The sequence below is a fragment of the Wenjunlia tyrosinilytica genome, from assembly GCF_014646055.1.
GTDB lineage: Bacteria > Actinomycetota > Actinomycetes > Streptomycetales > Streptomycetaceae > Wenjunlia > Wenjunlia tyrosinilytica.
On the sequence record NZ_BMMS01000008.1, the window covers coordinates 118890 to 141853 of the forward strand.

Here is a 22964-nt window from a genome sequence, read left to right on the forward strand (position 1 = left end):
CCCGCTCAAGGGGCGGCCGACCACGTACGGGCCGCCGTGTCCAGAGCCTGCCGGACGTCGGCGACCAGGTCCCCCGGATCCTCCACGCCGACCGAGAAGCGGACGAACCCCGGCGCCACCGCGTCCCCGCCCCAGCGCCCGCGCCGTTCCGCGGTACTGCGCACCCCGCCGAAGCTGGTGGCCTCACCCACGAGCCGCAGCGCACCCAGAAACGTTTCCGCGAACTCCTGGTCCGGCAGCGTGAACGAGACCACGGACCCGAACCGGCGCATCTGGCGCACGGCGAGGGCGTGCGCGGGGTCCCCGGGCAGACCGGGGTGGCGCAGCCTGGTGACCTCCGGGCGTTCCACGAGAGCGGCGGCCAGCGCGAGGGCGTTGGCGCTCTGGCGGTCCACCCGCAACTGAAGCGTGGCCAGGGAGCGGTGGGCCAGCCACGCCTCCATCGGCCCGGGGATGGCGCCCACGGTCTTGCGCCACAGCCTCAGCTGCTCGGCGAGCGCGGGGTCCCGCACGGCCGCGTAGCCGAGCAGGAGGTCGCCATGACCGCTGAGCGCCTTGGTCCCGCTGGCGACGGAGAAGTCGGCACCGAGGTCGAGGGGGCGCTGGCCCAGCGGCGTGGCCAGGGTGTTGTCGACGGCGACGAGGGCGCCCGCGGCATGGGCGGCGTCGGCGAGGCGGCGGATGTCGCACACGTCGAGGCCGGGGTTGGACGGGGTCTCGATCCACAGCAACCGGGCCCCGTCGAGGACGTCGAGCTGCGCGTCGCCCGCCGTCGGCGCCAGCCGCACCCGGGCCCCGTACGACTCCAGGCGCTCGGCGAGCTTGCGGGCGGTGTAGTAGCAGTCGTCGGGCAGGACGACCGTGTCACCGGAGCGCACCTGGCTGAGCAGGACGGCGGAGACGGCGGCCATGCCGGAGGCGAAGGCGACGGTCCCGACCCCGCCCGCGCCGCCGGACTCCAGGGTCGCGATGGCGTCCTCGAGCAGGGTCCAGGTGGGGTTCTCGTCCCGCCCGTACCGGTAGGGCCCGGTGGGCTCGCCCGGCAGGTGGTAGTGGGCGGCGAAGACCGGCCCCGGCAGGGTGGGGCGGTTGGGCTCGGCCGGGGGCAGGCCCGCGTGCGCGGCCAGGGTGCCGTCCCCCAGCGGAGTGCCGTCTCCCATGAGCGTCCCGTCCGCCCCGTCTCTCCCGTCCGCCTCTTCCCTCCCGTCCGTCCTGCCCGTCCCGTCCGCGTGGGGCGGCTGCCCCGGTGCCCGTTCCGCTTCCATGGCGAGGATTGTCTCCCAGCGGGTGTGCGTCCGCGCCTTGGGCGCCAAAGATGCCCTCGACGACGATGGCCTCAATATGGCCTCAATGGCGATGACGATGACCTCAATATCGGGTGCGCGGGGCCAATATCGGGTGCGCGGGGCCGCCGTGCCTGCCTAAGCTCGGCTGATCCGCCGGACTGTGCGTGAGACAGCCCGGCCCGGCGCCGACCCCTCCTCACAGGGGGTCGGCGCCGTCCCCGTTCCCCGGCTCCTCCGCCAGCCGCCCGCGGACCTCGTCCATGAGGCCGGTGGCGGCGGCCTCGATGAGGTCCAGGCAGAGCTGGAAGCGCTCGATACCGCCGTAGTAGGGGTCGGGCACGTCCATCTCGTCCTCGGCAGCGCCGGGGTCGAACGAGCGCAGCAGCCGCACCTTCTCCACCTCGACGGGTCCGCGCGCGAGCCGGCGCAGGGCGAGGAGGTGCCCCTCGTCCAGCGCCACGACCAGGTCCCGCTCGGCGAACCACTCGGGCCGGAACTGGCGGGCGGTGTGCTCGTCCTCGTAGCCGTTGCGGGCGAGCACCGCCACGGTCCGCAGATCCGCGCCCTCACCCTCGAACCATCCGCCGGTGCCCGCGCTGTCCACCTCGACGCGGTGCGAGAGCCCGGCCTCGCGCACCCGGGCACGGAAGACCGACGCCGCCATCGGCGAACGGCAGATGTTCGCCGTGCAGACGAAGCACACCCGGTAGGCCGGGGGTCTCTTCGGTGGTCCGGTGACCCTTCTCCGGCCTCTTCCCCGGTCCTTGCGCCGGTCTTCCGGCTGGTCGTCGCGCTGGTCGCTGCTCTGGTCCTTGCGATCTTGTTTTCCGGGGGCTCGAGAGGCGCGGCGCAGTCCTCGCGGGGACGGGGCGGTCATGCCTTCCATCATGGGCGATGGCCGCTCCCGGCGCTCCCGAGTTGTGCCCTGCCCGGCCGTTCTTCCGGAACCGGCCGGTGCCCGCTCAGTCGTCGTCCGGCAGGACCATGTTCAGGGCCCACGACACCACACTCACGATCAGGGCGCCCCAGAACGCGGCCACGAAGCCGCTCACATGGAAGTCCACCGAGAGCTTTCCGGACGCCCACGAGGTCAACCAGAGCATCAGCGCGTTCACCACGAAGGTGATCAGACCGAGGGTGAGCACGAACAGGGGGAAAGAGAACAGCTTCACGACGGGCTTGACGAGGAAGTTCACGAGCCCGAAGAGCAGGGCGACGAGCACCAGGGTCAGCGACTTGTCCCAGGTGCTGCCGCCGGTCAGCGCTATCCCGGTGACGATCCAGGTGGCCACACCGATGGCCACGGCGTTGGCCAGGGTCTTGACGAGGAAGTTCTTCATGCGCCGATGGTGGCAGGCCGGGTGGTGGAACGTCGATCAAGCGGCCGCGATTGAATGAGTCCAGCGGCATGTCGCCAGAGGCGTGCCGGGACGGGTACGACGCCCGTCGGCACGGAAGGACCACAGGCCATGCAGGTGTTCCGGCTGGACGACCTCGAGGCGGAGCGCTCCGCGAATCGGGGCAACTACCTGCGATTCCTCAACGAGCGGAATATGTCCGCCGGGCTGTACGCGCTCTCCCCCGGAGAGCTCGACACCCAGCAGCCGCACGGGCAGGACGAGATCTACCTGGTGGTGAGCGGCCGCGCCTCGATCACCGTGGGCTCCGAGACCGCCCATGTGGCGCGCGGCAGTGTGGTCTACGTTCCCGCGGGGGTGCCGCACCGCTTCCACCACATCACGGAGGACCTGCGGGTCATGGTGGTCTTCTCCCCGCCCGAGGCGTAGCCGGTCCCAACGCCGCGTCCGCCCGAGCACGGCCGGTCCGAAGCGTAGAGAGCGTAGAAGGAGCAAGCGCCAACCATGCGATCGCTGTCCGAAGAACTGTGGGCGAGCGCCGAGTCGACCTACGCGTCGATCCTCGGCCACCCCTTCCTCCAGGGGCTGACCGACGGGACCCTGCCCCGTGACGCCTTCCGCCACTTCGTCGTGCAGGACTCGCACTACCTGCGCGACTACGCCCGCGCGCTCGCGGTGTGCGCGGCCAAGGCGCCGACCGAGGACGATGTGCGCTCCTTCGCCGACGACGCGGTGGGGGCCATCGCCGCGGAGCAGGAGATGCACGCCGGGTTCATGGCCGAGCTCGGCGGCGAGCGGCCCGAGGACGCGGTCGTGCTGCCGACCACCCGCGCCTACACCAGCTATCTGCTGGCCACGGTGCACGGGGGCTCCTTCACCGACGGACTGGCCGCCGTGCTGCCCTGCTACTGGATCTACGCCAGGGTCGGCACCGAACTGCTCGCCAAGTCCTCGCCCGATCCCCTCTACGCCCGCTGGATCGCCGCCTACGGCGACGAGGCGTTCCAGTCCGTCGTCCGCAGGGTGCTCGGCATCGCCGACCGGGTCGGGCAGGACTGCTCGCCGGCGCAGCGGCGCGGGGCGGTCGAGCACTTCACCACCACCGCCAGGTACGAGTGGATGTTCTGGGACGCCGCCTGGCGGAAGGAGTCCTGGCCGGTGTGACCCGTAGGGGGCGAATCCGGGACCTATGGGGACTCGGGTGTGCCCGGGGAAGCGCCCCCCGCCCGTAGCATCGAAGGCAGGCGACAAGGAGGCCGGACGAGATGAAGAAGCTGTTCGAAGAGCTGCCGGGATGGGTGCGCTGGGGCGTGATCCCGGTGCTCGCCCTGCTGGTCTTCGGCTCCGTGATCATGAAGATCATCGGCGTCCTGGTCTTTCTGCTCTTCAAGGTGCTGCTGTTCGTGGCGGTGGTCGCCGCCGTGATCCTGGCGGCGAGGAAGTTCTCCAAGCGGGCATAGGACCGCGGGCGCCGGGTGGCGGCCGCCCTTGTCGGCGGCCGCCACCCGGCGCCTGTCCGTGCGCTACTCCTTCTCCTCCCGCAGCGGCACGCGCTGCACCGGCGGGGGAGCCGCCACGCCGTTGGCGGAGGGGGCCTTGGCGGCCTCGGCGCCATTCATCGTGGACAGCAGCTGCCGGGCCAGACCCAGCCCCGTGCCACCCATGGTCAGCGCCTTGGCGAACATGTCCGCCATACCGTCGGCGCCGTTGAGTACGACCATGTGGTCGACGTTCCTGAACGCCTCGGCGCCGGCCAGGACGATCTCCGGCCACTTCTCGGCGAGCTGCTGGGCGACGACCGCCTCCTGGTTGTCCGCGAGAGCCGCCGCCCTGGCCTTGATCGCCTCCGCCTCGGCCAGGCCCTTCGCCTTCGCCGACTCCGCGGCGGCGAGCCCCTTCGCCTTGGCGGCGCCCGCCTCCGCCTCACCCGTCGCGAGTGTCGCCGCGGCCTCCGCGGTCGCCGACAGCTCCGTCTCCTTGGCCTTCGCGTGCGCCGCGGAGATCCGTGCGTCACGGTCGGCCTCGGCCAGCGTCCGCCGCTCGTACGCGGCCGCGTCCGCGGGCTTGCGCACATCCGCCTGCAACTGCTGTTCGCGGCGGGCGGCCTCCAGCTCGGCGACCCGGGTCTCCTGGACGACGACCTCCTGCCGTGCCTGCGCCTCCGACAGCGGACCGGCCGCCCGCGCCGTCGCGGACGCCGTGTCCCGCTCCGCCTGGAATCCGGCCTGGAGGATCTCGCTGTCCCTCGTCGCCTCCGCCATCCGCGCCGCGGCCTTCTGCTCGGCCTCGGTGGCCAGCCGGTCCGCCTCCGCCTGCGCTATCCGCGCGTCCCGGCGCACGGCGGCGGTGTGCGGGGCGGCCAGGTTCTTGATGTACCCCGTGGGGTCCTCGATCTCCTGGATCTGCAGCGAGTCGATGATCAGCCCGAGCTTCTCCATCTCCGTGCCCGAGGCCACCCGGGTCTGCCCGGTCAGCTTCTCCCGGTCACGGATCATGTCCTCCACGGTCAGCCCGCCCACGATCGAGCGCAGATGCCCGGAGAAGACGTTGTGGACGCGCTCGGCCATGTGCTTCTGCTGGTCCAGGAAGCGCCGGGCCGCGTTGGCTATGGAGACGTAGTCGTCCCCGACCTTGAAGATCACGACTCCGCGCACCTTCACGGGGATGCCCTGCTGGGTCACGCAGTCCACGGACAGCGCGGCCTCGTTGAGGTCGAGCGAGAGCTTGCGCACGACCTGCACCCCGGGCATGACGAGCGTTCCGCGACCGGTGACGATGCGGAAGTCCATCCCTTCCCCGAGACCGTCCGTGCGGTGCTTGGACCCGGAGATGACCAGGGCCTCGTTCGGCTCGGCCACCCGCCACATGAGTTTGAAGATGCCGATCAGGACCAAGACTGCGGCGAGGCCAGCCCCCGCCAGGACGCCGACAACCATCGGCTCATGCCCCCTTCACGGCCTCCTCCGCGCGCCCGCCGGACGCGGGCCGGGCGAGGCCTACGCACGTGAGTGTCCGCCGGGGGAGGCGGGAGGTGAAGGACCGGGCGGGTTCTGGCGAGGTACTGGTGCAGTGCTGGGCCGAAACAATGACGGGCCAAGGAGTTTGAGGCACGGTCAGGTGTTCGAGGAGTGCTCGGCACAGGGCCTTCGGCGAGGTGGGCGAGCCGGGCGAGGCGGGGGCCGGCCGGGGGAGCCGGGGCGGCCGGAACGCCACCCACCGCCTCACGGCGGCGTTCCGGTGGCCTTCCGGCGGCGCTCCGGTGGCTTCCCGGCGGCGTTCCGGCCGGCGCCCCCGTGTCAGTCCGCCAGCGGCAGGTAGATCCGGTTGCCACTCGCCGCGAACTCCTTGGACTTCCGCAGCATCCCCGCCTCTATCTCCTCGTCGTCGGCGGTGGCGGCCAGATCGGGGGCGAACTGCTCGGTGATGCTCCTGCTGATCTTCATCGAGCAGAACTTCGGACCGCACATCGAGCAGAAGTGGGCCGTCTTCGCCGGCTCCGCGGGAAGGGTCTCGTCGTGGAAGGAGCGGGCCGTGTCGGGGTCGAGGGCCAGATTGAACTGGTCCTCCCACCGGAACTCGAACCTGGCGTCCGACAGCGCGTCGTCCCACTCCTGGGCGCCCGGGTGGCCCTTCGCCAGATCCGCCGCGTGGGCCGCGATCTTGTAGGTGATCACACCGGTCTTCACATCGTCCCGGTCGGGCAGGCCCAGGTGCTCCTTCGGCGTCACGTAGCAGAGCATGGCCGTGCCCCACCAGGCGATCATCGCGGCTCCGATACCGGAGGTGATGTGGTCGTAGGCGGGAGCGATGTCCGTCGTCAGGGGGCCGAGCGTGTAGAAGGGGGCCTCGTCGCAGATCTCCTGCTGGAGGTCGATGTTCTCCTTGATCCTGTGCATCGGGACATGGCCCGGGCCCTCGATCATGGTCTGCACGTCGTGCGCCTTGGCGATCCGGTTGAGCTCCCCCAGCGTCCGCAGTTCGGCCAGCTGAGCCTCGTCATTGGCGTCGGCGATCGAGCCCGGGCGCAGGCCGTCGCCCAGGGAGTAGGTCACGTCGTACGCCCGCAGGATCTCGCAGAGCTCCTCGAAGTGCGTGTAGAGGAAGCTCTCCTTGTGGTGCGCCAGGCACCAGGCCGCCATGATCGAGCCGCCGCGGCTGACGATGCCGGTCTTGCGGCGGGCCGTCAGCGGCACATGGCGCAGCAGGACACCGGCGTGCACGGTCATGTAGTCCACGCCCTGCTCGCACTGCTCGACGACGGTGTCCCGGTACACCTCCCAGGTCAGCTCCTCCGCCTTGCCGTCGACCTTCTCCAGCGCCTGGTAGAGCGGCACGGTGCCGATCGGGACGGGCGAGTTGCGCAGCACCCACTCGCGCGTGGTGTGGATATTGCGGCCCGTGGACAGGTCCATGACCGTGTCGGCGCCCCAGCGCGTCGCCCAGGTCATCTTCTCGACCTCCTCCTCGATGGAGGAGGTGACCGCGGAGTTGCCGATGTTGGCGTTGACCTTCACCAGGAAGCGCTTGCCGATGATCATCGGCTCGGTCTCCGGGTGGTTGACGTTCGCCGGCAGCACGGCCCTTCCGGCCGCGATCTCCTCGGCGACGACCTGGGGCGGGACATTCTCGCGCAGCGCGACGAACTCCATCTCCGGCGTGATCTCTCCCCGCCGCGCGTAGGCGAGTTGGGTGACGGCCTGCCCCGCGCGGGCCCGGCGCGGAAGCCGGGGGCGGCCGGGGAAGACCGCGTCGAGGTTGCGCAGACCCCCGCGGGGCGAGGTGTGCTTGATCCCGTCGTCCTCCGGGCGCACCGGGCGGCCCGCGTACTCCTCTGTGTCGGCGCGCCCGACGATCCAGCCCTCGCGAACCGGCGCGAGGCCGCGGCGCACATCGGTGCCGACGGCCGGGTCGGTGTACGGGCCGGAGGTGTCGTACAGCGTGACGTCACGGCCGTTGGTCAGGTGCACCCGGCGGACGGGCACCCGCACGTCCGGCCGCGAGCCGGACAGGTACCCCTTGTGCCACCCGATCTTCCGCGCGGGCTCCTGAGCGCTCTCCCGCGCGTTCCGCGCCGCGGAGTCCCGCGGAGCGCTTTCGGGCATGCGTGCATCGTCCTGCATGGTCATGAGACCTACTCCCTACGCCGGCATTACCCGGTAACAGGTTCAGCGGTCGGCGCAGCGAAGATGTGTCAGCGCCCTCTCAGCCCGGTGCTCCGAGCTCCCGCGGTTCTTGCAAAGGCGCCCCAAAACTAGCGGGTCGCTTGGCGAGGGCGCCAGGGGGCCCGATGATCGGACAGGACTCGAGCGGGAGCCGGAGAGGAGCCACGACGTGGGCGACCAGGGACATCCAGGTCATGACGGGCATCCGCACACCGGCTCGCCGGCGTCCGGGGTGGGGCTCGCCGGGCACTCCCACTCCCACGGCCAGGGCCAGGGGCGCGGCCACGGCCAGGGGCACGGGCACGGGCACGCCCACGGTCCGGCGGAACCCGTCTCCACGCATCTGCGCAAGGTGATCGCCGCCGTGCTGATCCCGTTCGCCGCGGCGGTCGTGGCGGGGCTGATCGTGCTGTGGCCCGGCGGGGCGCCTGCGCATCCGCACACCGGGGTGGGGTTCGACCAGGAGACGCAGTCGGGCCGGGTCGTCACGGTGGAGGAGAAGCCCTGCCAGGAGCTGGGCGCCGGAACGGGGAGCGAACAGCAGGGGGCCACCCCCGGGCAGACCCCCGGCCCCTCGCCGACGTCGAAGGCGGACTCCGGCACCTGCGTGCGTGCCACGATCAAGGTGACCTCGGGCAAGGACAGGGGCCGCACGTTCACCGAGATCGTCCGCCCCGACCAGCTGCGTCGCTACCACGAGGGCCAGGGCGTCGTCCTGGCCTACGCCCCCAAGGCCCCCAAGGAGCTCCAGTACTCGGTCGGCGACGTCGAGCGCGGCTTCCCCACGGCACTTCTGGCGGGGATCTTCGCACTCGCCGTGATCGTCGTCGGCCGGTGGCGCGGCGTCATGGCGCTGGTGGCGCTGGCGATCAGCTTCCTGGTCCTGACGATGTTCATCCTCCCGGCGATCCTCCATGGCTCCGACCCGCTGGTCGTCGCCGTCGTCGGTGGCAGCGCGATCATGCTCGTCGCGCTCTACCTGTGCCACGGCCTGTCGGCGCGAACGTCCGTGGCGGTACTGGGCACGCTGATCTCGCTCCTGCTGATCGGCCTGCTCGGGTCGTGGTTCATCGACTGGGCGCGTCTGACCGGCAACACCTCCGACGAGACCGGCCTGGTGCACGCCCTCTATCCGGGGATCGAGATCCAGGGCCTTCTGCTGGCGGGTGTGATCATCGGTTCGCTCGGTGTCCTCGACGATGTGACGGTCACCCAGACCTCGGCCGTGTGGGAGCTCAAGGCGGCCAACCCCGCCATGTCCGCCCGTCAGCTCTACCTCGCCGGCATCCGGATCGGGCGCGACCACATCGCCTCCACGGTCAATACGCTCGTGCTGGCCTACGCGGGCGCCGCCCTCCCCCTGCTCCTGCTGTTCTCGATCGCCCGCAGCGGTGTGGCAACGGTCGCCACCAGTGAGATCGTGGCGGAGGAGATCGTGCGGACCCTGGTCGGCAGCATCGGCCTGGTGGCGTCGGTGCCGGTGACGACGGCGCTCGCCGCGCTGCTGGCCGCCGCCGACAAGGGCGGTGGCACCGGTGGTGGGGGCAGGGAGAGTGGGGGCAGGGCCGGCGGGGGCAGGGACGGGGGCAAGGGGGCCGCCACCGGGCCCGTCCGGCGGGGCGGGGGCGGGCGGCGGCGTCGCACGCAATGAGTGTCGTCGGTTAGCCTCCGCACATGGTGGGCAGTGAGGGGCGGGTCACCGGAACGGTGGGTCCCGGCCTCGTGGGCGAGGTCATGGTCTCGGTGCGCGGTGGGGCGGAGGCCTTCCTGGCGTACCCGGTGACCCCGGGCGAACGGATCGACGTGGGCACGCTCATCGTCGTCGTGGAGTACCAGCCGCCGAGGACGGTGTATGTGACGCAGGCCCTCGCGTAACGCCGTCGCGTAACGCTCTGGGGTGAGCACCTTGCGTCAGCGCCCTCGGGTGATCGGGTGGTCGGGTGAGTGCCTGGGACGCCTCAGCGGCCGAGTCCCAACACGCCGCCGCCTCCTGGCCGTTGGCCGTCGCCCCGTTGGCCGCCTTCGCCCGCTGCTCGTCGCCCGGCTGCCGCTGTCCCGCGGGCCGCCGCACCGCGCTCGTCAGCGCGGGCAGGCCGCGTCAGCATGGAGGCGGGCGCGGTGTACGCCGATGGGGTGATGGCCCGGCCCTGAGGCAGGGCTGAACGGGTGATACCGGCGAGGGGCCGCAACCGAGGACGGCGGGGACCAGTCAAACCCCATGTCCGGCCATGTCCGGCGGTCAACCGACCCCGGGCGGCGGACAACGGTCGACCGACCGACGACCATCGAGAGGGGATCGCCGTGACCGCCACCACCGATGAGCACCGGCTGATGTTGCATGTCGCGCTGACCAGGACGGGTGTGCCTCCGGCCCCGGGCGATCTGGGGGCGATCCGTCAGCTCGCCGAGATGGACGAGGCAGCGGTCGGCGCCGTGGTGCGCTGGCTCCAGCATGCCGCGCACTCCGCGACGAGCACCCAGACGAGCGGTCCGGCCTACGGGCATGTCGCCTCGGCGTACGGCCACACCCCGGCGGCCGGCACGTCCTATGCCCATACCCCCGCGGCCGGTACGCCGTACCTCCACACCCCGGCTCCCCATACCCCGGCTCTCCATACCCCGCCGACGGGCACGGCGTGCCGCCAGGGCCCCGCCGCCGGCGCTCACTCTCAGGTGCCCGGACACCCTCACGCGGCCGGGCACGCTCAGGCGACCGGGCCCCGTCCCGCCCCGAATCCCAAGGACATCGTGGATCCGCGACTGTTGAGCTGGTAATCGGAGCTGTTTTCGCCCGGCGGTCATTTGCATTTCGGTATGTGCCTCCGGCAATCACGCATCCGGAAATGCGGGTTATGCGCGGTCCGCTCCCGGGTGGTCGGGGGACCCCGTGTCGAAGTCCGGGCTGGAGAAGTCGGGACTGGAGTAGTCCGGACTCGAGAACTCCGGGCCGCGGCGCGGGGTGCTCGGGTCGTCGGGGTTGGGACTGGAGAAGCCGGGCCGTGAGTAGCCGAGCGGCGGAGTCCGGCGGACGGTCTCCGCCGCACCGTGGGGTGCGGGCAGCTCACCCGCCGCGCTCGCCGCGAGGACCTGGTGGAGGTAAGGGCGCACGCCCCGCTCCAGCAGGGCCCGGCGCCACGCGTCACGGGCGGCCGCCACCTCGGGGGAGCGCATGACGCGTACGCTCTCCGCGTCCGCCGCGGGGTTGTGGATGGCCGTGAGCAGGAGCGCGACCATTCCGACGACGATCCCCGCGGCCGCTATGGCCGCGAAGAGCCAGCCCGCGCCGCGCAGGGGCCGGGCGATCGCCGGATCGGGGTCCATGAGCTCCAGCGCGTAGCCGGTGACGAGGAAGATGACGGCGGCCGTCCCGGCGAGTATCGGCGTCAGCACGGCCACGACGGACAGCAGGCCGGCGCCCGACGTACCGGCGGCGGCCTCGCCCGACGTGCCCGGCTCCACGGTCTCGTCGGGGCCCGTGTCCCGGTGCGTGACACCGGCCGTGGCCTCTCTGACCTGCTCGCGGATCTTCAGGTACTGCTGGTACTCGGCGGCGGCGCACGCGGCGATGGTGGACGTCGCCCCGAGTGCCAGGGTGCGCAGTTGTTCGGAGTTCAGATGTGTGGCGGAGCTCGAGAGTGCCAGACGAGTGTCCTCGTCGTGCAGGGCCTCGTCGAGGACCCTCTCGAACTCCGGTCGGTCCTCGCTCTGCAGGTGCGGAGCGCTGTTCATGTACATCCCCCGATGCTCCGTTTCCCGGGGCTTTGCCGATGCAGGGCTCTGCGGAACCCCGGTGGGGTCGGCTCGGCGGGCGGATGGAGTGGAGAGCCTGGACAGATGCCTTGATGGTAAAGCCGGGAGGTGACGAGGTGACAGAGTGTTTCCAGAATTTGGCCGTTCGCCTTCCCCGCGTCAGCCTCTCAGTGGCAATTGCGCGACGAGAAGTCGGCCGTCCATTGTCACGCCTCCGTCCATCGCGACGGCCAGGTCATCGGCGTAGATGTGCGGCCCGGCGACCACGGGAGCGCCGTCCCCGTCGCCGTTCTCGGAGCCGACCTCGCCGAGGAGGTAGGGAATCGGGCTGTGGCCGTGCACGACACGGTGTCCTCCGTAGGTGGCCAGCAGCTCCCGGACGGCGGTGGGGCCGGAGTCGCCGCGGAAGGCGAACCGCTTGGTGAACTTGCGGAACAGCTCCCAGCACTCGTCCGCGTCCGCCCGCTGGAGGACCTCGTGGACGGTGTCGTTGACGGCTTCGATGGACTCGCCGTACTCGAGGTAGGCGGTGGTGTCGGAGTGCAGCAGCAGATGGTCGTCCTCGAGGTGGGCCGCGTCCAGGCGGGTCATCCAGGCGATGTGGTGGTCCTCCAGGCGCTCCATGTCGCTCGGCTGGCCGCCGTTGAGCCGCCAGGCGGCGAGGAACGAGGCCGTGCCCGCACCGGAGTTGACCGGGGTGTCCCCGAACCGCTTGGCGCCCAGCAGGAGGAGTTCGTGGTTGCCCATGAGCGCCTTGGCGTAGCCGCCGACGGAGGCGGCCTCGGCCGACAGCTGCATCACCAGGTCGAGGACGCCGACGCCGTCGGGCCCCCGGTCGGTGAAGTCGCCGAGGAACCACAGTCTGGCGTTGCCGCCCGACCAGTGCCCGTCCGCGTCGACCAGGCCGGTGGCGTAGAGGGCGGAGCGCAGTTCGTCGAGGTAGCCGTGGACGTCGCCGACGACGAACAGCGGCCCCGGCCGTCCCGTCGTCGGCACCGCGGCCTCCGGTACGGGGGTCAGCCGCATGGTCGGCGTCTCCTGGCGCTGTATCAGCGCGGGGTCCAGCGGCAGATTGGGCTCGGTGGGGGTGTAGGGCACGGAGGGCGCGGGCGCGGACGGGGGGGCGGGGGCCGGCGGAGCCGTGGGCGTGGGGGCGGACGGTGCCATGGGGGCGGGCGGCGCCGCGTGGCCCGGGGACGTTCCCGGGCCACGCGGCGCCACGGGAACGTGCCCGTGCGGTACATCGGTGGGCGTGGCCGCCGTGGGGGGAGGCCAGCTCACTGCTGTCCGGACAACGGGTCCTGGACCGGCCCCCTGAGTCATCGACCCCTCCACCCTCGCGCCGCGGTGCGCACCGGGTGATCCACGCCCGTCGACTGTCGTGGTCAGAGGTGGCTCCACCGGTGTCATTCGCCCATCATAGGAATGACGCTGTTCGGTTGTGACGCACCTGGGGTCCGTCAATCGGGGCGCTGCCGACAATCGTGGCGAAATTTGTCGTGGGATGTGTGTGTTGGCGTGTCTTCACGAGGTGTTTCAGTGGTTCCCGCGGCCGGTTCGGCCGCGGGTTCCGAACCGTTCAGCCGGCGCCGGGGGATCTCGGCGGGCTGACCTTAGTCCGGGGCGGGCGACGCTGTGAGGACGTTCGCACGATCAGGTCGGTCGGCATCACCTGCTGGACGGGCTGGGTGCCGCCCACTCCCTCGATGGCGTCGATGAGGAGCTGGACGACGGCGGTGCCGATGCGGCCGGGCTTGAGGGACAGCGTGGTGATCGGGGGCTCGGTGGTGGCGTAGACGTCGCTCTCGCTGCAGCATACGAGCAGGAGGTCCTCCGGCACCCGCAGGCCGTACCGGCGGGCGGCGGCGAGCAGATCGGTGCCATTGGGGTCGAAGAGCCCGTAGACGGCGTCCGGCCGGTCGGGCCGGGCGAGTAAGCGGTCGGCGGCCACGGCGCCGGCGCACGGGTCGTGTGCCGGGTAGGACTCGTAGACCGGTTCCTGGCCGACGCGTTCGCACCAGGAGAGGTAGGCGGTGGTGGACAGGCGGGTGTATGTGTCGGTGCTCGTACCGGTGAGCAGGCCGATGCGGCGGGCGCCTGCGTCGGCGAGGTGGTCGAGGATGCCCAGGACGGCGGCCTCGTGGTCGTTGTCGACCCAGGCGTGCACCGGGCAGTTGCCGGGGCGGCCGTCGCTGACGACGGGGACGCCCTGGCGGGCCAGCTCGGCGACGACGGGGTCGTGGTCGGAGGGGTCGATGACTACGGTGCCGTCGAGTGCCACATTGCTCCACACGTCGTGCCGTGAGGAGGCGGGCAGGATGACCAGCGCGTAGCCCCGGGCGAGCGCGGCCGACGTGGCGGCGCGTGCCATCTCCGCGAAGTAGGCGAATTCGGTAAAGGTGAACGGTTCTTCGCCGTACGTCGTCACCGTGAGGCCGATGAGGCCCGACCTCCCGGTGCGGAGGGTGCGCGCGGCTGCGGAAGGGCGGTAGCCCAGCCGGTCGGCGACCTCGCGGACATGGCGACGGGTGGCTTCAGGAAGGCGGCCCTTGCCGTTGAGCGCGTCGGAGACAGTGGTGATCGAGACTCCGGCCGCCGCGGCGACGTCCCGAATACCCGCCCGCTCCAGCCGTCGGCCCGATGGCCGACTCGCCTGGTGGTTGCCTGCTGCTGTCATGGCGAGCCGATAGTAGGGCTCCGGCCGGTTGGACGCGGGATGGGGCTTAAGGGGGGATGGAGATAGGTTTCTGCAAGGTGATCGGACCACTCTGGCCTTCTCTCCAGTGGTAGATCCGGCTCAAAGATCGATGGTTCGTTCTCCAACTGTCGGATTGGCGGGTGAGAACACAAGGTCTCGGATCGGTATCAACTCACCTGTACGAGTGATGCGCGCCACAGCGCGCGCCACCAGCGTGCGCTGTGGCATAGAGCACCTGTCCAGCCATGCGCGCCCCTCATAGGCTGGTCACAGCAGAGCCGCGACGAGGAGGCACGCGACAGTGAGTGAGCAACAGCCCAGGCTGCGCCAGGCGCTCGACGGAATCCCGACCTACAAGCCGGGCCGTCCCGCCGCCCCAGGTCCGGACGGCGCGCCGGCCTACAAGCTGTCGTCCAACGAGAACCCGTACCCGCCGCTGCCCGGCGTCCTGGAGAAGGCCGTCGCCTCGGCCGGGACGATGCACCGCTACCCGGACATGGTCTGCGCCGAGCTCGTCGCCGAGCTGGCGGAGCACTTCGGCGTCCCGGCGGAGCACATCGCGACCGGCACAGGCTCCGTGGGTGTGGCACAGCAGCTCGTCCAGTCCACGGCGGACCCGGGAGACGAGGTGATCTACGCCTGGCGCTCCTTCGAGGCGTACCCGATCATCACGCAGATCTCCGGCGCCAGGTCGGTCAAGGTGCCGCTGACCGCCACCGAGGAGCACGACCTCGACGCGATGGCGGGCGCCATCACCGACCGGACCCGGCTGATCTTCGTCTGCAACCCGAACAACCCCACCGGTGTCGGCATCCGCCGGGCCGAGCTGGAGCACTTCCTCGACCGGGTGCCCGGCGAAGTGCTGGTGGTGCTGGACGAGGCGTACAAGGAGTTCGTGCGCGACCCGGAGCTGCCGGACGGGCTCGAGATCTACCGCGACCGGCCCAACGTGTGCGTGCTGCGGACCTTCTCCAAGGCGTACGGGCTCGCCGGGCTGCGGGTCGGCTTCGCGGTGGCGCACGAGCCGGTGGCGGCGGCGCTGCGCAAGACGGCGGTGCCGTTCGGGGTGAGCCAGGTGGCGCAGGACGCGGCCGTGGCCTCGCTGAGGGCGGAGGAGGCGCTGCTGGTGCGCGTCGAGTCGCTGGTCGCCGAGCGGGGACGGGTGCGCGAGGGGCTGCTGGCGCAGGGGTGGACGGTGGTCCCGAGCGAGGCCAACTTCGTCTGGCTCCGGCTGGGGGACCGCGCCCTGGACTTCGCGGCGGCCTGTGAGAAGGCGGGCGTGATCGTGCGGCCGTTCGCGGGCGAGGGCGTGCGTGTGACGATAGGCGAGCCCGAGGCGAACGACGTCGTGCTCAGGGTCGCGGAGGCATTCCGCAAGGAGCTGTAGGAGCGAGCCGCAGCGGCTTCGGCGGCTGTGGTGGGCAGCGCTCTGCCGGGGTCTTGTGGGACCTCGGCAGAGCGCTTTCCCATGTCCGGGCAGGTGCGGAGGCAGGGGGCGGGCCCGTGGCGACCGCCGGTCGGGACCGACGGGGACCCCCCTTTCGCGGCTGTCGAGCCCCTGTGCGATGATGCTTGTGAAAGCGTTCACATTCACAAGCTCGGGTGACGCGTCGTGCCGATCGGGGCGAGTGAGAGTGAAGGCGGCGAACTGGTTCTTTCTGCGCAAACGTAAGGAGGGCGTCCCGTGCAACTGGCTCTGGCCCAGGTCGACGTCGCTCGCTGGCAGTTCGGCATAACCACCGTCTACCACTTCCTGTTCGTACCCCTCACCATCGGCCTGTCGTCCCTGGTCGCCGTGCTGCAGACCGCCTGGGTGCGCACCGGCAAGGAGCACTACCTCAAGGCCACCAAGTTCTGGGGCAAGCTGTTCCTGATCAACATCGCCATGGGTGTCGTGACCGGCATCGTCCAGGAGTTCCAGTTCGGGATGAACTGGTCGGACTACTCGCGCTTCGTCGGAGACGTCTTCGGGGCTCCCCTGGCCTTCGAGTCGCTCTTCGCCTTCTTCTTCGAGTCCACGTTCATCGGCCTGTGGATCTTCGGCTGGGACCGGCTGCCGAGGAAGGTCCACCTCGCCTGCATCTGGATCGTCGCCCTCGGCACGGTCCTGTCCGCCTCCTTCATCCTCGCCGCCAACTCATGGATGCAGCATCCGGTCGGCTACCGGATCAACGAGAAGACCGGCCGAGCCGAGATGACCGACTTCTGGCAGGTCATCAGTCAGAACACCACCCTGGTGCAGATCTTCCACACACTCACCGCCTCCTTCCTCACCGCGGCCGCGTTCATCGCCGGTATCGCCTGCTACCACCTCGCCCGCAAGCAGCACATCAGGGTCATGCGCACCTCCCTGCGGCTGGCGCTCGTGGTGGCCGTCGTCTTCGGTATCGGCACCGCGATCAGCGGAGACCGGCTCGGCAAGGTGATGTACGACCAGCAGCCGATGAAGATGGCCGCCGCCGAGGCGCTGTGGGACACCGAGAAGCCTGCGCCGTTCTCGGTCTTCGCCTACGGCGACGTCGAGAAGGGCCACAACAAGGTCGCCATCGAGGTCCCCGGACTGCTCTCCTTCCTCGCCAAGGACGACTTCTCCTCCTCGGTCCCCGGCATCAACGACGTCAACAAGGCCGAGCAGGCGAAGTACGGCCCCGGCGACTACCGGCCCGTGATCGCCGTCACCTACTGGGGCTTCCGCTGGATGATCGGCTTCGGCATGACCTCCTTCGCCTTCGGTGCGGCGGGGCTGTGGCTGACCCGCAAGAAGCTCTGGGTGGCCCCCGAGCACCGGACGGGCGCGGACGACGTGCCGCGTCCGATGCTCACCAGAAACCGCCGCCTCGGTGACGGACTCGGTAAGTGGTTCTGGCGCGTCGGCCTGCTGACCATGGCCTTTCCCCTCATCGCCAACTCCTGGGGCTGGATCTTCACCGAGATGGGCCGCCAGCCGTGGGCGGTCTACGGACTGCTGCGCACCTCCAGCGCCGTCTCCCCCGGTGTCTCCGTCGGCGAAATGCTCACCTCCTTGATCCTTCTGACGCTGCTGTACGCGGTCCTCGCCGTCGTCGAGGTGAGGCTGCTGCTCAAGTACGCCAAGGCGGGTCCCCCGGAACTCACCCCGGCCGACCTCCGGGACCCCGGCAAGGACGACGAGGACGACGAGGACGCCAAGGGGGGCCCGGGCCCGGGCGGTGGCTCGGACGCCGAGTCGGACAAGCCCCTGGCCTTCGCCTACTGAGGCGGATTGGGAGAGACACCGTGGAACTGCACACCGTCTGGTTCATCCTGATAGCCGTCCTGTGGACGGGCTACTTCTTCCTCGAGGGCTTCGACTTCGGTATCGGCGTCCTCACCAAGCTCCTCGCCCGGGACGAGCGCGAGCGGCGCGTCCTGATCAACACCATCGGCCCGGTCTGGGACGGCAACGAGGTGTGGCTGATCACCGCCGGAGGCGCGACCTTCGCCGCGTTCCCGGAGTGGTACGCCACGCTGTTCTCCGGCTTCTACCTGCCCCTGCTCGTCATCCTGCTGTGCCTGATCGTGCGCGGCGTCGCCTTCGAGTACCGGGGCAAGCGCGACGACGCGCGGTGGAAGCGCAACTGGGAGCACGCCGTCTTCTGGACCTCCCTCCTTCCGGCATTCCTCTGGGGTGTCGCCTTCGCCAACTTCGCCCGCGGGGTGAAGATCGGCCCCCACATGGAGTACACGGGCACCTTGCTGGACCTGCTGAACCCGTACGCGCTCCTCGGCGGGCTCGTCACCCTCAGCCTGTTCACCCTGCACGGAGCGGTCTTCGCCTCGCTCAAGACACTCGGCGGCATCCGCGACCGCGCCAGGACCATGGCCACCACGCTGGGGCTGCCGACCGCCGTGTTCGCGCTCGCCTTCCTCATCTGGACCCAGATCGACAACGGCAACCTCAAGAGCCTCCCCGCGGCGATCCTCTCGGGTGCCGCCCTCCTGTCGGCCCTGGTGGCCAACGCGCGGCGGCGGGACGGCTGGGCGTTCGCCTGGTCCGGCATCGCCATCGCGGCGCTGACCGCGATGTTCTTCCTCGCGCTCTTCCCGAACGTCCTGCCGTCGACGCTCAACGACAGCTGGGGCCTCACCGTCGACAACGCCTCCTCCACCCCCTACACGCTGAGGATCATGACCTGGGCCGCCGCCATCGGCACTCCCCTCGTCATCTGCTACCAGGGCTGGACGTACTGGGTGTTCCGCAAGCGCATCGGCACCCAGCACATCCCCGGTCCCGCCCAAGCCGACCGCGCCCACCAGTCCGCGAAGCCCGAGTCCGCCCGTCCGGAGTCCACCGAGCCCGAGTCCGCCGAGCCGGAGTCCGTGAAGCCCCGGTCCGCCGAGCCCGAGTCCCACCAGTCCCAGTAACCCCGAACAACGGAGAGCCCCGTGAGGCCCGTCGACCCGCGCCTGCTCCGGCACGCACGAGCCAGCCGCCGCTTCCTCCTGGCGTCGGTCCTGCTCGGCCTGCTCGGAGCGGGCCTGGTCGTCGCCCAGGCCATGCTCATCGCCGACATCGTCGTATCGGCCTTCCAGCAGGACGCCTCAACCCACGATCTGCGCACCTCCCTCCTGTCACTCGTAGCCGTGGCGGCCGGCCGCGCCGCCGTCGCCTGGCTCACCGAACTCGCCGCCCACCGCGCCTGCGCCACCGTCAAGTCGCAGCTGCGCGCCAAGCTCCTCGACCACGCCGCCCACCTCGGCCCGGCGTGGCTGACCGGCCAGCGCACGGGCGAGCTCGCCACGCTGGCGACGCGGGGCATCGACGCCCTGGACGACTACTTCGCCCGCTACCTCCCCCAGCTCGGCCTAGCGGTCGTCGTCCCCGTGGCCGTGCTCGCCCGCATCGTCACCGCCGACTGGGTGTCGGCGCTGACGATCGCGCTCACGCTGCCGCTCATCCCGCTGTTCATGGTCCTCATCGGCTGGGCCACCAGGGCGCGCATGGACCGGCAGTGGCGCACCCTGGCCCGGCTGTCCGGACACTTCCTCGACGTGGTGGCCGGGCTGCCCACGCTGAAGGTGTTCGGGCGGGCCAAGGCCCAGGCGGAGTCCATCCGCCGCATCACGGACGACTACCGCCGGGCGACCCTGCGCACCCTGCGCATCGCCTTCCTGTCCTCCTTCGCTCTCGAACTGCTCTCGACCATCTCCGTGGCGCTCGTCGCCGTGGGGATCGGGATGCGCCTCGTCCACGGCGACCTCGACCTCTACACCGGGCTCGTCGTCCTCGTCCTCGCTCCTGAGGCCTACCTGCCCCTGCGCCAGGTGGGCGCGCAGTACCACGCGGCCGCCGAGGGCCTCGCGGCGGCGGAGCAGGTCTTCACGGTCCTGGAGACGCCGCTGCCGGAACGGGGAAGCGAGCCCGGCCCCGCTCCCGACCCGACGCGGGTCCCCATGACCGTCGAAGGGCTGACGGTCCGCCACCCCGGACGCACCGAACCGTCCCTGCCCCCGACCTCGTTCACTCTCGAACCCGGCGAGACCCTCGCCCTCACCGGCCCCAGCGGCGCGGGCAAATCCACCCTGCTCCACACGCTTCTCGGCTTCGTCCAACCCTCGGGTGGCCGGGTGCTCGTAGGCGGCGCATCTCTCGCATCACTGGACCCGGACGCCTGGCGAGCGCGCATCGCCTGGGTGCCCCAACGCCCATATCTCTTCGCAGGAACTGTGGCGGACAACGTCCGCCTCGCCCGCCCCGACGCCACCGAAGAGCAGGTGCACTCCGCCCTGCGCGACGCCGGTCTCCTGGCCTTCACGAACACCCTGCCACACGGCACTGACACTCAGCTCGGAGAAGGCGGCGCGGGCCTGTCGGCCGGGCAGCGCCAGCGGGTCGCGCTGGCCCGCGCGTTCCTGGCCGACCGTCCGCTGCTGTTGCTCGACGAGCCGACGGCGAACCTCGACGGCGAGACCGAGGCCGGGATCGTCGAAGCGGTGCGGCGGCTGGCGCGGGGGCGCACGGTGATTCTGGTGGTCCACCGGCCGGCGCTGCTGGGGGTGGCGGACCGGGTGTTGACGATCGCTGGGGGCGTTGGGGACATCAGGGGCCTGGGCGTAGGCGTGGGCGAGGGCCGGACCGGGGCTGCGGCTGCGGATGTGGTGACGGCCCCTGCCGCGGTTGCGGAGCGAAGTGCGGTGCGGGAGACGGTGAGCGTTCCTGCCGCGGTTGCGGACCGGGCTCCGGTCGCCGAGGGTGCGGCGTTCGCCGAGGGTGCGGCGTTCGCCGTACCGCCCGCGCCCGCCCGGACCCGCCAGAAGGCCGCGGTCCGGGAGGCACCCCGGTCCGGTGATGTGCGCGGTCGCGCCACCGACTCGGCTCCCGAGCCTCGCGGTGGGAAATGGCGGCGCGGTGGGAAATGGCGGCACGGTGGGGAACGGCGGCGCGGTGGGGAACGGCGAAGTGGAAAACGGCGAAGTGGAAAACGGCGACACATTGTCGCCGTTGGCGCGCTGCGGGGCCGGTTCCTGCTCGCCGGGCTGCTCGGGGCGCTCGCCCTCGGCTGCGCGGTCGGCCTCATGGCCACCTCCGGCTACCTGATCTCCCGTGCTTCTCAGCAGCCGCCCGTGCTCTACCTGATGGTCGCGGTCACCGCGACGAGGGCGTTCGGGATCGGGCGGGCGGTGTTCCGCTACGCCGAACGGCTTGTCTCGCACGACGCCACGTTCCGCGTCCTCGCCGACCTTCGCGTCGCCGTCCACCGGCGCCTCGAACGCCTCGCTCCCGCTGGTCTCGGCGAGGCCCGCCGTGGCGACCTGCTCTCCCGGCTCGTCTCCGACGTCGATTCGCTGCAGGACCACTTCCTGCGCTGGTTGCTCCCGGCCACCGCCGCCGTGTCGGTGAGTGCCGCCTCGGCCGCTCTCGTCGGGTGGCTGCTACCGGAGGCCGGGGTTCTGCTGGCCGCGGGCCTGTTCACCGCCGGTGCGCTCGTTCCCTGGCTGTCCGCGACCGTCTCCCGGCGTACCGAGCGCCGCCTGGCCCCCGCGCGGGGCGCCCTGTCCACCAACGTCGTCGACCTCCTCACCGGCACCGCCGAGCTCACCGCCGCCGGCGCCCTGCCCGCCTCCCTGAGGGCCGCTCGTGACGCCGACGCCCTGCTGACCCGTCTGGCCGCCCGTTCCTCCGCGACCGCCGCCCTCGGCGCGGGGCTGACCGCGCTTGTGACCGGTGTGACCGTGGCCGCGTGCGCGTTCACGGGGGTCGCCGCCGTCCACGACGGGCGGCTGAACGGAGTGCTCCTCGCCGTTGTCGTCCTGACTCCACTCGCCGCGTTCGAGGCGGTCGCAGGGATGCCGCTCGCCGCTCAATACCGGCTGCGCAGCCGTCGCGCCGCCGAGCGGGTGAACGAGATCCTCGACGCCCCCGAGCCGGTCGAGGAGCCGTCCGTCCCCGAGCCGCTCCCGGCCGACCCCCTCCCGGTCCTCGTGCGCGGCCTGAGCGCCCGGCACCGCGGCCAGAGCCTCCCCGCGCTCGTCGACGTGGACCTCGATCTCACGCCCGGCCGCCGTATCGCGGTGATCGGCCCGAGCGGGGCGGGCAAGACCACCCTGGCCCATGTGCTCCTGCGCTTCCTGGACCAGGAGTCCGGCACCGTCACCCTCGGCGGCCGTGATGCCCGTTCGCTCGACGGTGACGACGTGCGGCGCGTCGTGGGGCTGTGCGCGCAGGACGCGCACGTGTTCGACAGCTCGATCCGCGAGAATCTGCGCCTGGCCCGCCCCGAGGCCGCCGAGGCCGATCTGCGCGACGCCCTCGCCCGTGCCCGCCTCCTGGAGTGGACGGACGGCCTCCCGGACGGTCTCGACACCCTCGTGGGGGAGCACGGCGCCCGGCTGTCCGGAGGGCAGCGCCAGCGGCTCGCGCTCGCCCGCGCCCTCCTCGCCGACTTCCCGGTGCTGGTCCTCGACGAGCCCGCCGAACACCTGGACCTGCCCACCGCCGACGCCCTCACCCAGGATCTGCTGGCGGCCACCGAGGGCCGCACGACCCTCCTGATCACCCACCGGCTGGCCGGCCTGGCCTCCCCCGGCGCGGTGGACGAGATCGTCGTCCTCGACGAGGGACGCGTTGTCCAGCGGGGGATTTGGGACGAGCTCGTGGACGTGGAAGGGCCGCTGCGCTCGCTGTGGGAACGGGAAAGAGCAGCGGATCTGCTGCCTTCACTGCCGGGCTGAGGGCGAAGTCCCACTTTCCGCAGCAAACCGGAGTATTTAGGCTCGCGGTATGGCGGACATCGCAGGGACGGATCCGACGGAGCCGGAGCGGTCCGTGGAGCAGACGGGACCGGCCGAGAAGAGCACGCCCGCTCCAGCGCAGGCGGACAGAAAGGTCGCTGGCGGGGAGGCGGGCGGCCAGGAGGCCGCGCCCACGCGCTGGGACGGCCGGGGGGACGGTGACCCACGGGGGGACACGGACACCGCGGACACCGCGGACACCTCCGGCACTACGGACACGACCGGTACCACGGACACCACCCGTACTACGGGAACCACCGGCCTTCGGTCGGACGTCGGAGATCGCCCGGACGGCAGCGGTCGCACGCCGACGGCCCCGGAGGGAACGGGAAGGGCTCCGGATGCAACGCCGACGGCCCCGGAGGGAACGGGAGGGCCCCCGGACGGAACGCCAACGGCGCCGGAGGGAACGGGAAGGGCCCAGGGCGGAACGTCGACGGCGCCGGACGGCAGCCCTCGT

Annotated in this window: 18 protein-coding genes; 10 read left to right on the plus strand and 8 right to left on the minus strand. The window is 71.3% G+C overall.

Annotated elements, in window-relative coordinates; all coding sequences use genetic code 11:
• Nucleotides 1-5: 5 nt before the first annotated feature.
• The 3 genes from IEY86_RS11090 to IEY86_RS11100 all read right to left on the minus strand — a co-directional run bounded on the left by IEY86_RS11090 (nucleotide 6) and on the right by IEY86_RS11100 (nucleotide 2626).
• Nucleotides 6-1160 (minus strand): cystathionine gamma-lyase, encoded by a 1155-nt coding sequence (locus tag IEY86_RS11090; RefSeq protein ID WP_189131522.1) that lies wholly within the window; start codon nucleotides 1158-1160, stop codon nucleotides 6-8.
• A 322-nt stretch (nucleotides 1161-1482) separates the two neighbouring features.
• A complete protein-coding gene (locus IEY86_RS11095) occupies nucleotides 1483-1989 on the minus strand; it encodes a low molecular weight protein-tyrosine-phosphatase (protein ID WP_265804292.1) in 507 nt (168 codons plus the stop codon).
• 259 nt (nucleotides 1990-2248) lie between these two features.
• Complete coding sequence (locus tag IEY86_RS11100; RefSeq protein WP_189131416.1) at nucleotides 2249-2626, minus strand: phage holin family protein; 378 nt, start codon at nucleotides 2624-2626, stop codon at nucleotides 2249-2251.
• A 129-nt stretch (nucleotides 2627-2755) separates the two neighbouring features.
• Between IEY86_RS11100 and IEY86_RS11105 the strand changes: the two genes are divergently transcribed.
• From IEY86_RS11105 to IEY86_RS11115, 3 genes are all read left to right on the plus strand, one after another.
• The gene (locus IEY86_RS11105; protein WP_189131417.1) at nucleotides 2756-3073 is read left to right on the plus strand and encodes a cupin domain-containing protein; all 318 of its coding nucleotides are present in this window, start codon (nucleotides 2756-2758) and stop codon (nucleotides 3071-3073) included.
• A 75-nt stretch (nucleotides 3074-3148) separates the two neighbouring features.
• A complete protein-coding gene (gene tenA / locus IEY86_RS11110) occupies nucleotides 3149-3808 on the plus strand; it encodes a thiaminase II (protein WP_189131418.1) in 660 nt (219 codons plus the stop codon).
• A 101-nt stretch (nucleotides 3809-3909) separates the two neighbouring features.
• Entirely contained in the window at nucleotides 3910-4104 is a 195-nt protein-coding gene (locus IEY86_RS11115) for a DUF5326 family protein (protein ID WP_189131419.1), read from the plus strand.
• Between the two features lie 63 nt (nucleotides 4105-4167).
• On the opposite strand, the gene IEY86_RS11120 is transcribed toward IEY86_RS11115, so the two are convergent.
• Together IEY86_RS11120 and thiC are read right to left on the minus strand one after the other, a co-directional pair.
• A complete protein-coding gene (locus tag IEY86_RS11120) occupies nucleotides 4168-5580 on the minus strand; it encodes a flotillin family protein (protein ID WP_189131420.1) in 1413 nt (470 codons plus the stop codon).
• Between the two features lie 360 nt (nucleotides 5581-5940).
• A complete protein-coding gene (gene thiC, locus IEY86_RS11125) occupies nucleotides 5941-7770 on the minus strand; it encodes a phosphomethylpyrimidine synthase ThiC (RefSeq protein WP_229698319.1) in 1830 nt (609 codons plus the stop codon).
• A gap of 205 nt (nucleotides 7771-7975) precedes the next feature.
• Between thiC and IEY86_RS11130 the strand changes: the two genes are divergently transcribed.
• The 3 genes from IEY86_RS11130 to IEY86_RS11140 all read left to right on the plus strand — a co-directional run bounded on the left by IEY86_RS11130 (nucleotide 7976) and on the right by IEY86_RS11140 (nucleotide 10581).
• On the plus strand, nucleotides 7976-9457 hold the full coding sequence (locus tag IEY86_RS11130) for a YibE/F family protein (RefSeq protein WP_189131421.1): 1482 nt from the start codon (nucleotides 7976-7978) through the stop codon (nucleotides 9455-9457).
• A gap of 23 nt (nucleotides 9458-9480) precedes the next feature.
• Entirely contained in the window at nucleotides 9481-9681 is a 201-nt protein-coding gene (locus tag IEY86_RS11135; RefSeq protein ID WP_189131422.1) for an NfeD C-terminal domain-containing protein, read from the plus strand.
• Between the two features lie 426 nt (nucleotides 9682-10107).
• The gene (locus IEY86_RS11140) at nucleotides 10108-10581 is read left to right on the plus strand and encodes a hypothetical protein (protein WP_189131423.1); all 474 of its coding nucleotides are present in this window, start codon (nucleotides 10108-10110) and stop codon (nucleotides 10579-10581) included.
• A 75-nt stretch (nucleotides 10582-10656) separates the two neighbouring features.
• On the opposite strand, the gene IEY86_RS11145 is transcribed toward IEY86_RS11140, so the two are convergent.
• The 3 genes from IEY86_RS11145 to IEY86_RS11155 form a co-directional block, all read right to left on the minus strand.
• Nucleotides 10657-11541 (minus strand): hypothetical protein, encoded by an 885-nt coding sequence (locus IEY86_RS11145; protein WP_189131424.1) that lies wholly within the window; start codon nucleotides 11539-11541, stop codon nucleotides 10657-10659.
• Nucleotides 11542-11715: 174 nt separating this feature from the next.
• Nucleotides 11716-12879 (minus strand): metallophosphoesterase, encoded by a 1164-nt coding sequence (locus IEY86_RS11150; protein ID WP_189131425.1) that lies wholly within the window; start codon nucleotides 12877-12879, stop codon nucleotides 11716-11718.
• 256 nt (nucleotides 12880-13135) lie between these two features.
• The gene (locus tag IEY86_RS11155) at nucleotides 13136-14233 is read right to left on the minus strand and encodes a LacI family DNA-binding transcriptional regulator (protein WP_189131426.1); all 1098 of its coding nucleotides are present in this window, start codon (nucleotides 14231-14233) and stop codon (nucleotides 13136-13138) included.
• Nucleotides 14234-14555: 322 nt separating this feature from the next.
• On the opposite strand from IEY86_RS11155, the gene hisC reads away from it, so the two are divergent.
• From hisC to cydD, 4 genes are all read left to right on the plus strand, one after another.
• Entirely contained in the window at nucleotides 14556-15641 is a 1086-nt protein-coding gene (gene hisC, locus IEY86_RS11160) for a histidinol-phosphate transaminase (protein ID WP_189131427.1), read from the plus strand.
• A gap of 297 nt (nucleotides 15642-15938) precedes the next feature.
• Nucleotides 15939-17489, plus strand: coding sequence for a cytochrome ubiquinol oxidase subunit I (locus IEY86_RS11165; RefSeq protein ID WP_189131428.1), 1551 nt, complete (start codon nucleotides 15939-15941; stop codon nucleotides 17487-17489).
• A 20-nt stretch (nucleotides 17490-17509) separates the two neighbouring features.
• On the plus strand, nucleotides 17510-18637 hold the full coding sequence (gene cydB / locus IEY86_RS11170) for a cytochrome d ubiquinol oxidase subunit II (protein WP_189131429.1): 1128 nt from the start codon (nucleotides 17510-17512) through the stop codon (nucleotides 18635-18637).
• 21 nt (nucleotides 18638-18658) lie between these two features.
• Entirely contained in the window at nucleotides 18659-22444 is a 3786-nt protein-coding gene (gene cydD, locus IEY86_RS11175) for a thiol reductant ABC exporter subunit CydD (RefSeq protein ID WP_189131430.1), read from the plus strand.
• Nucleotides 22445-22964: the final 520 nt, after the last annotated feature.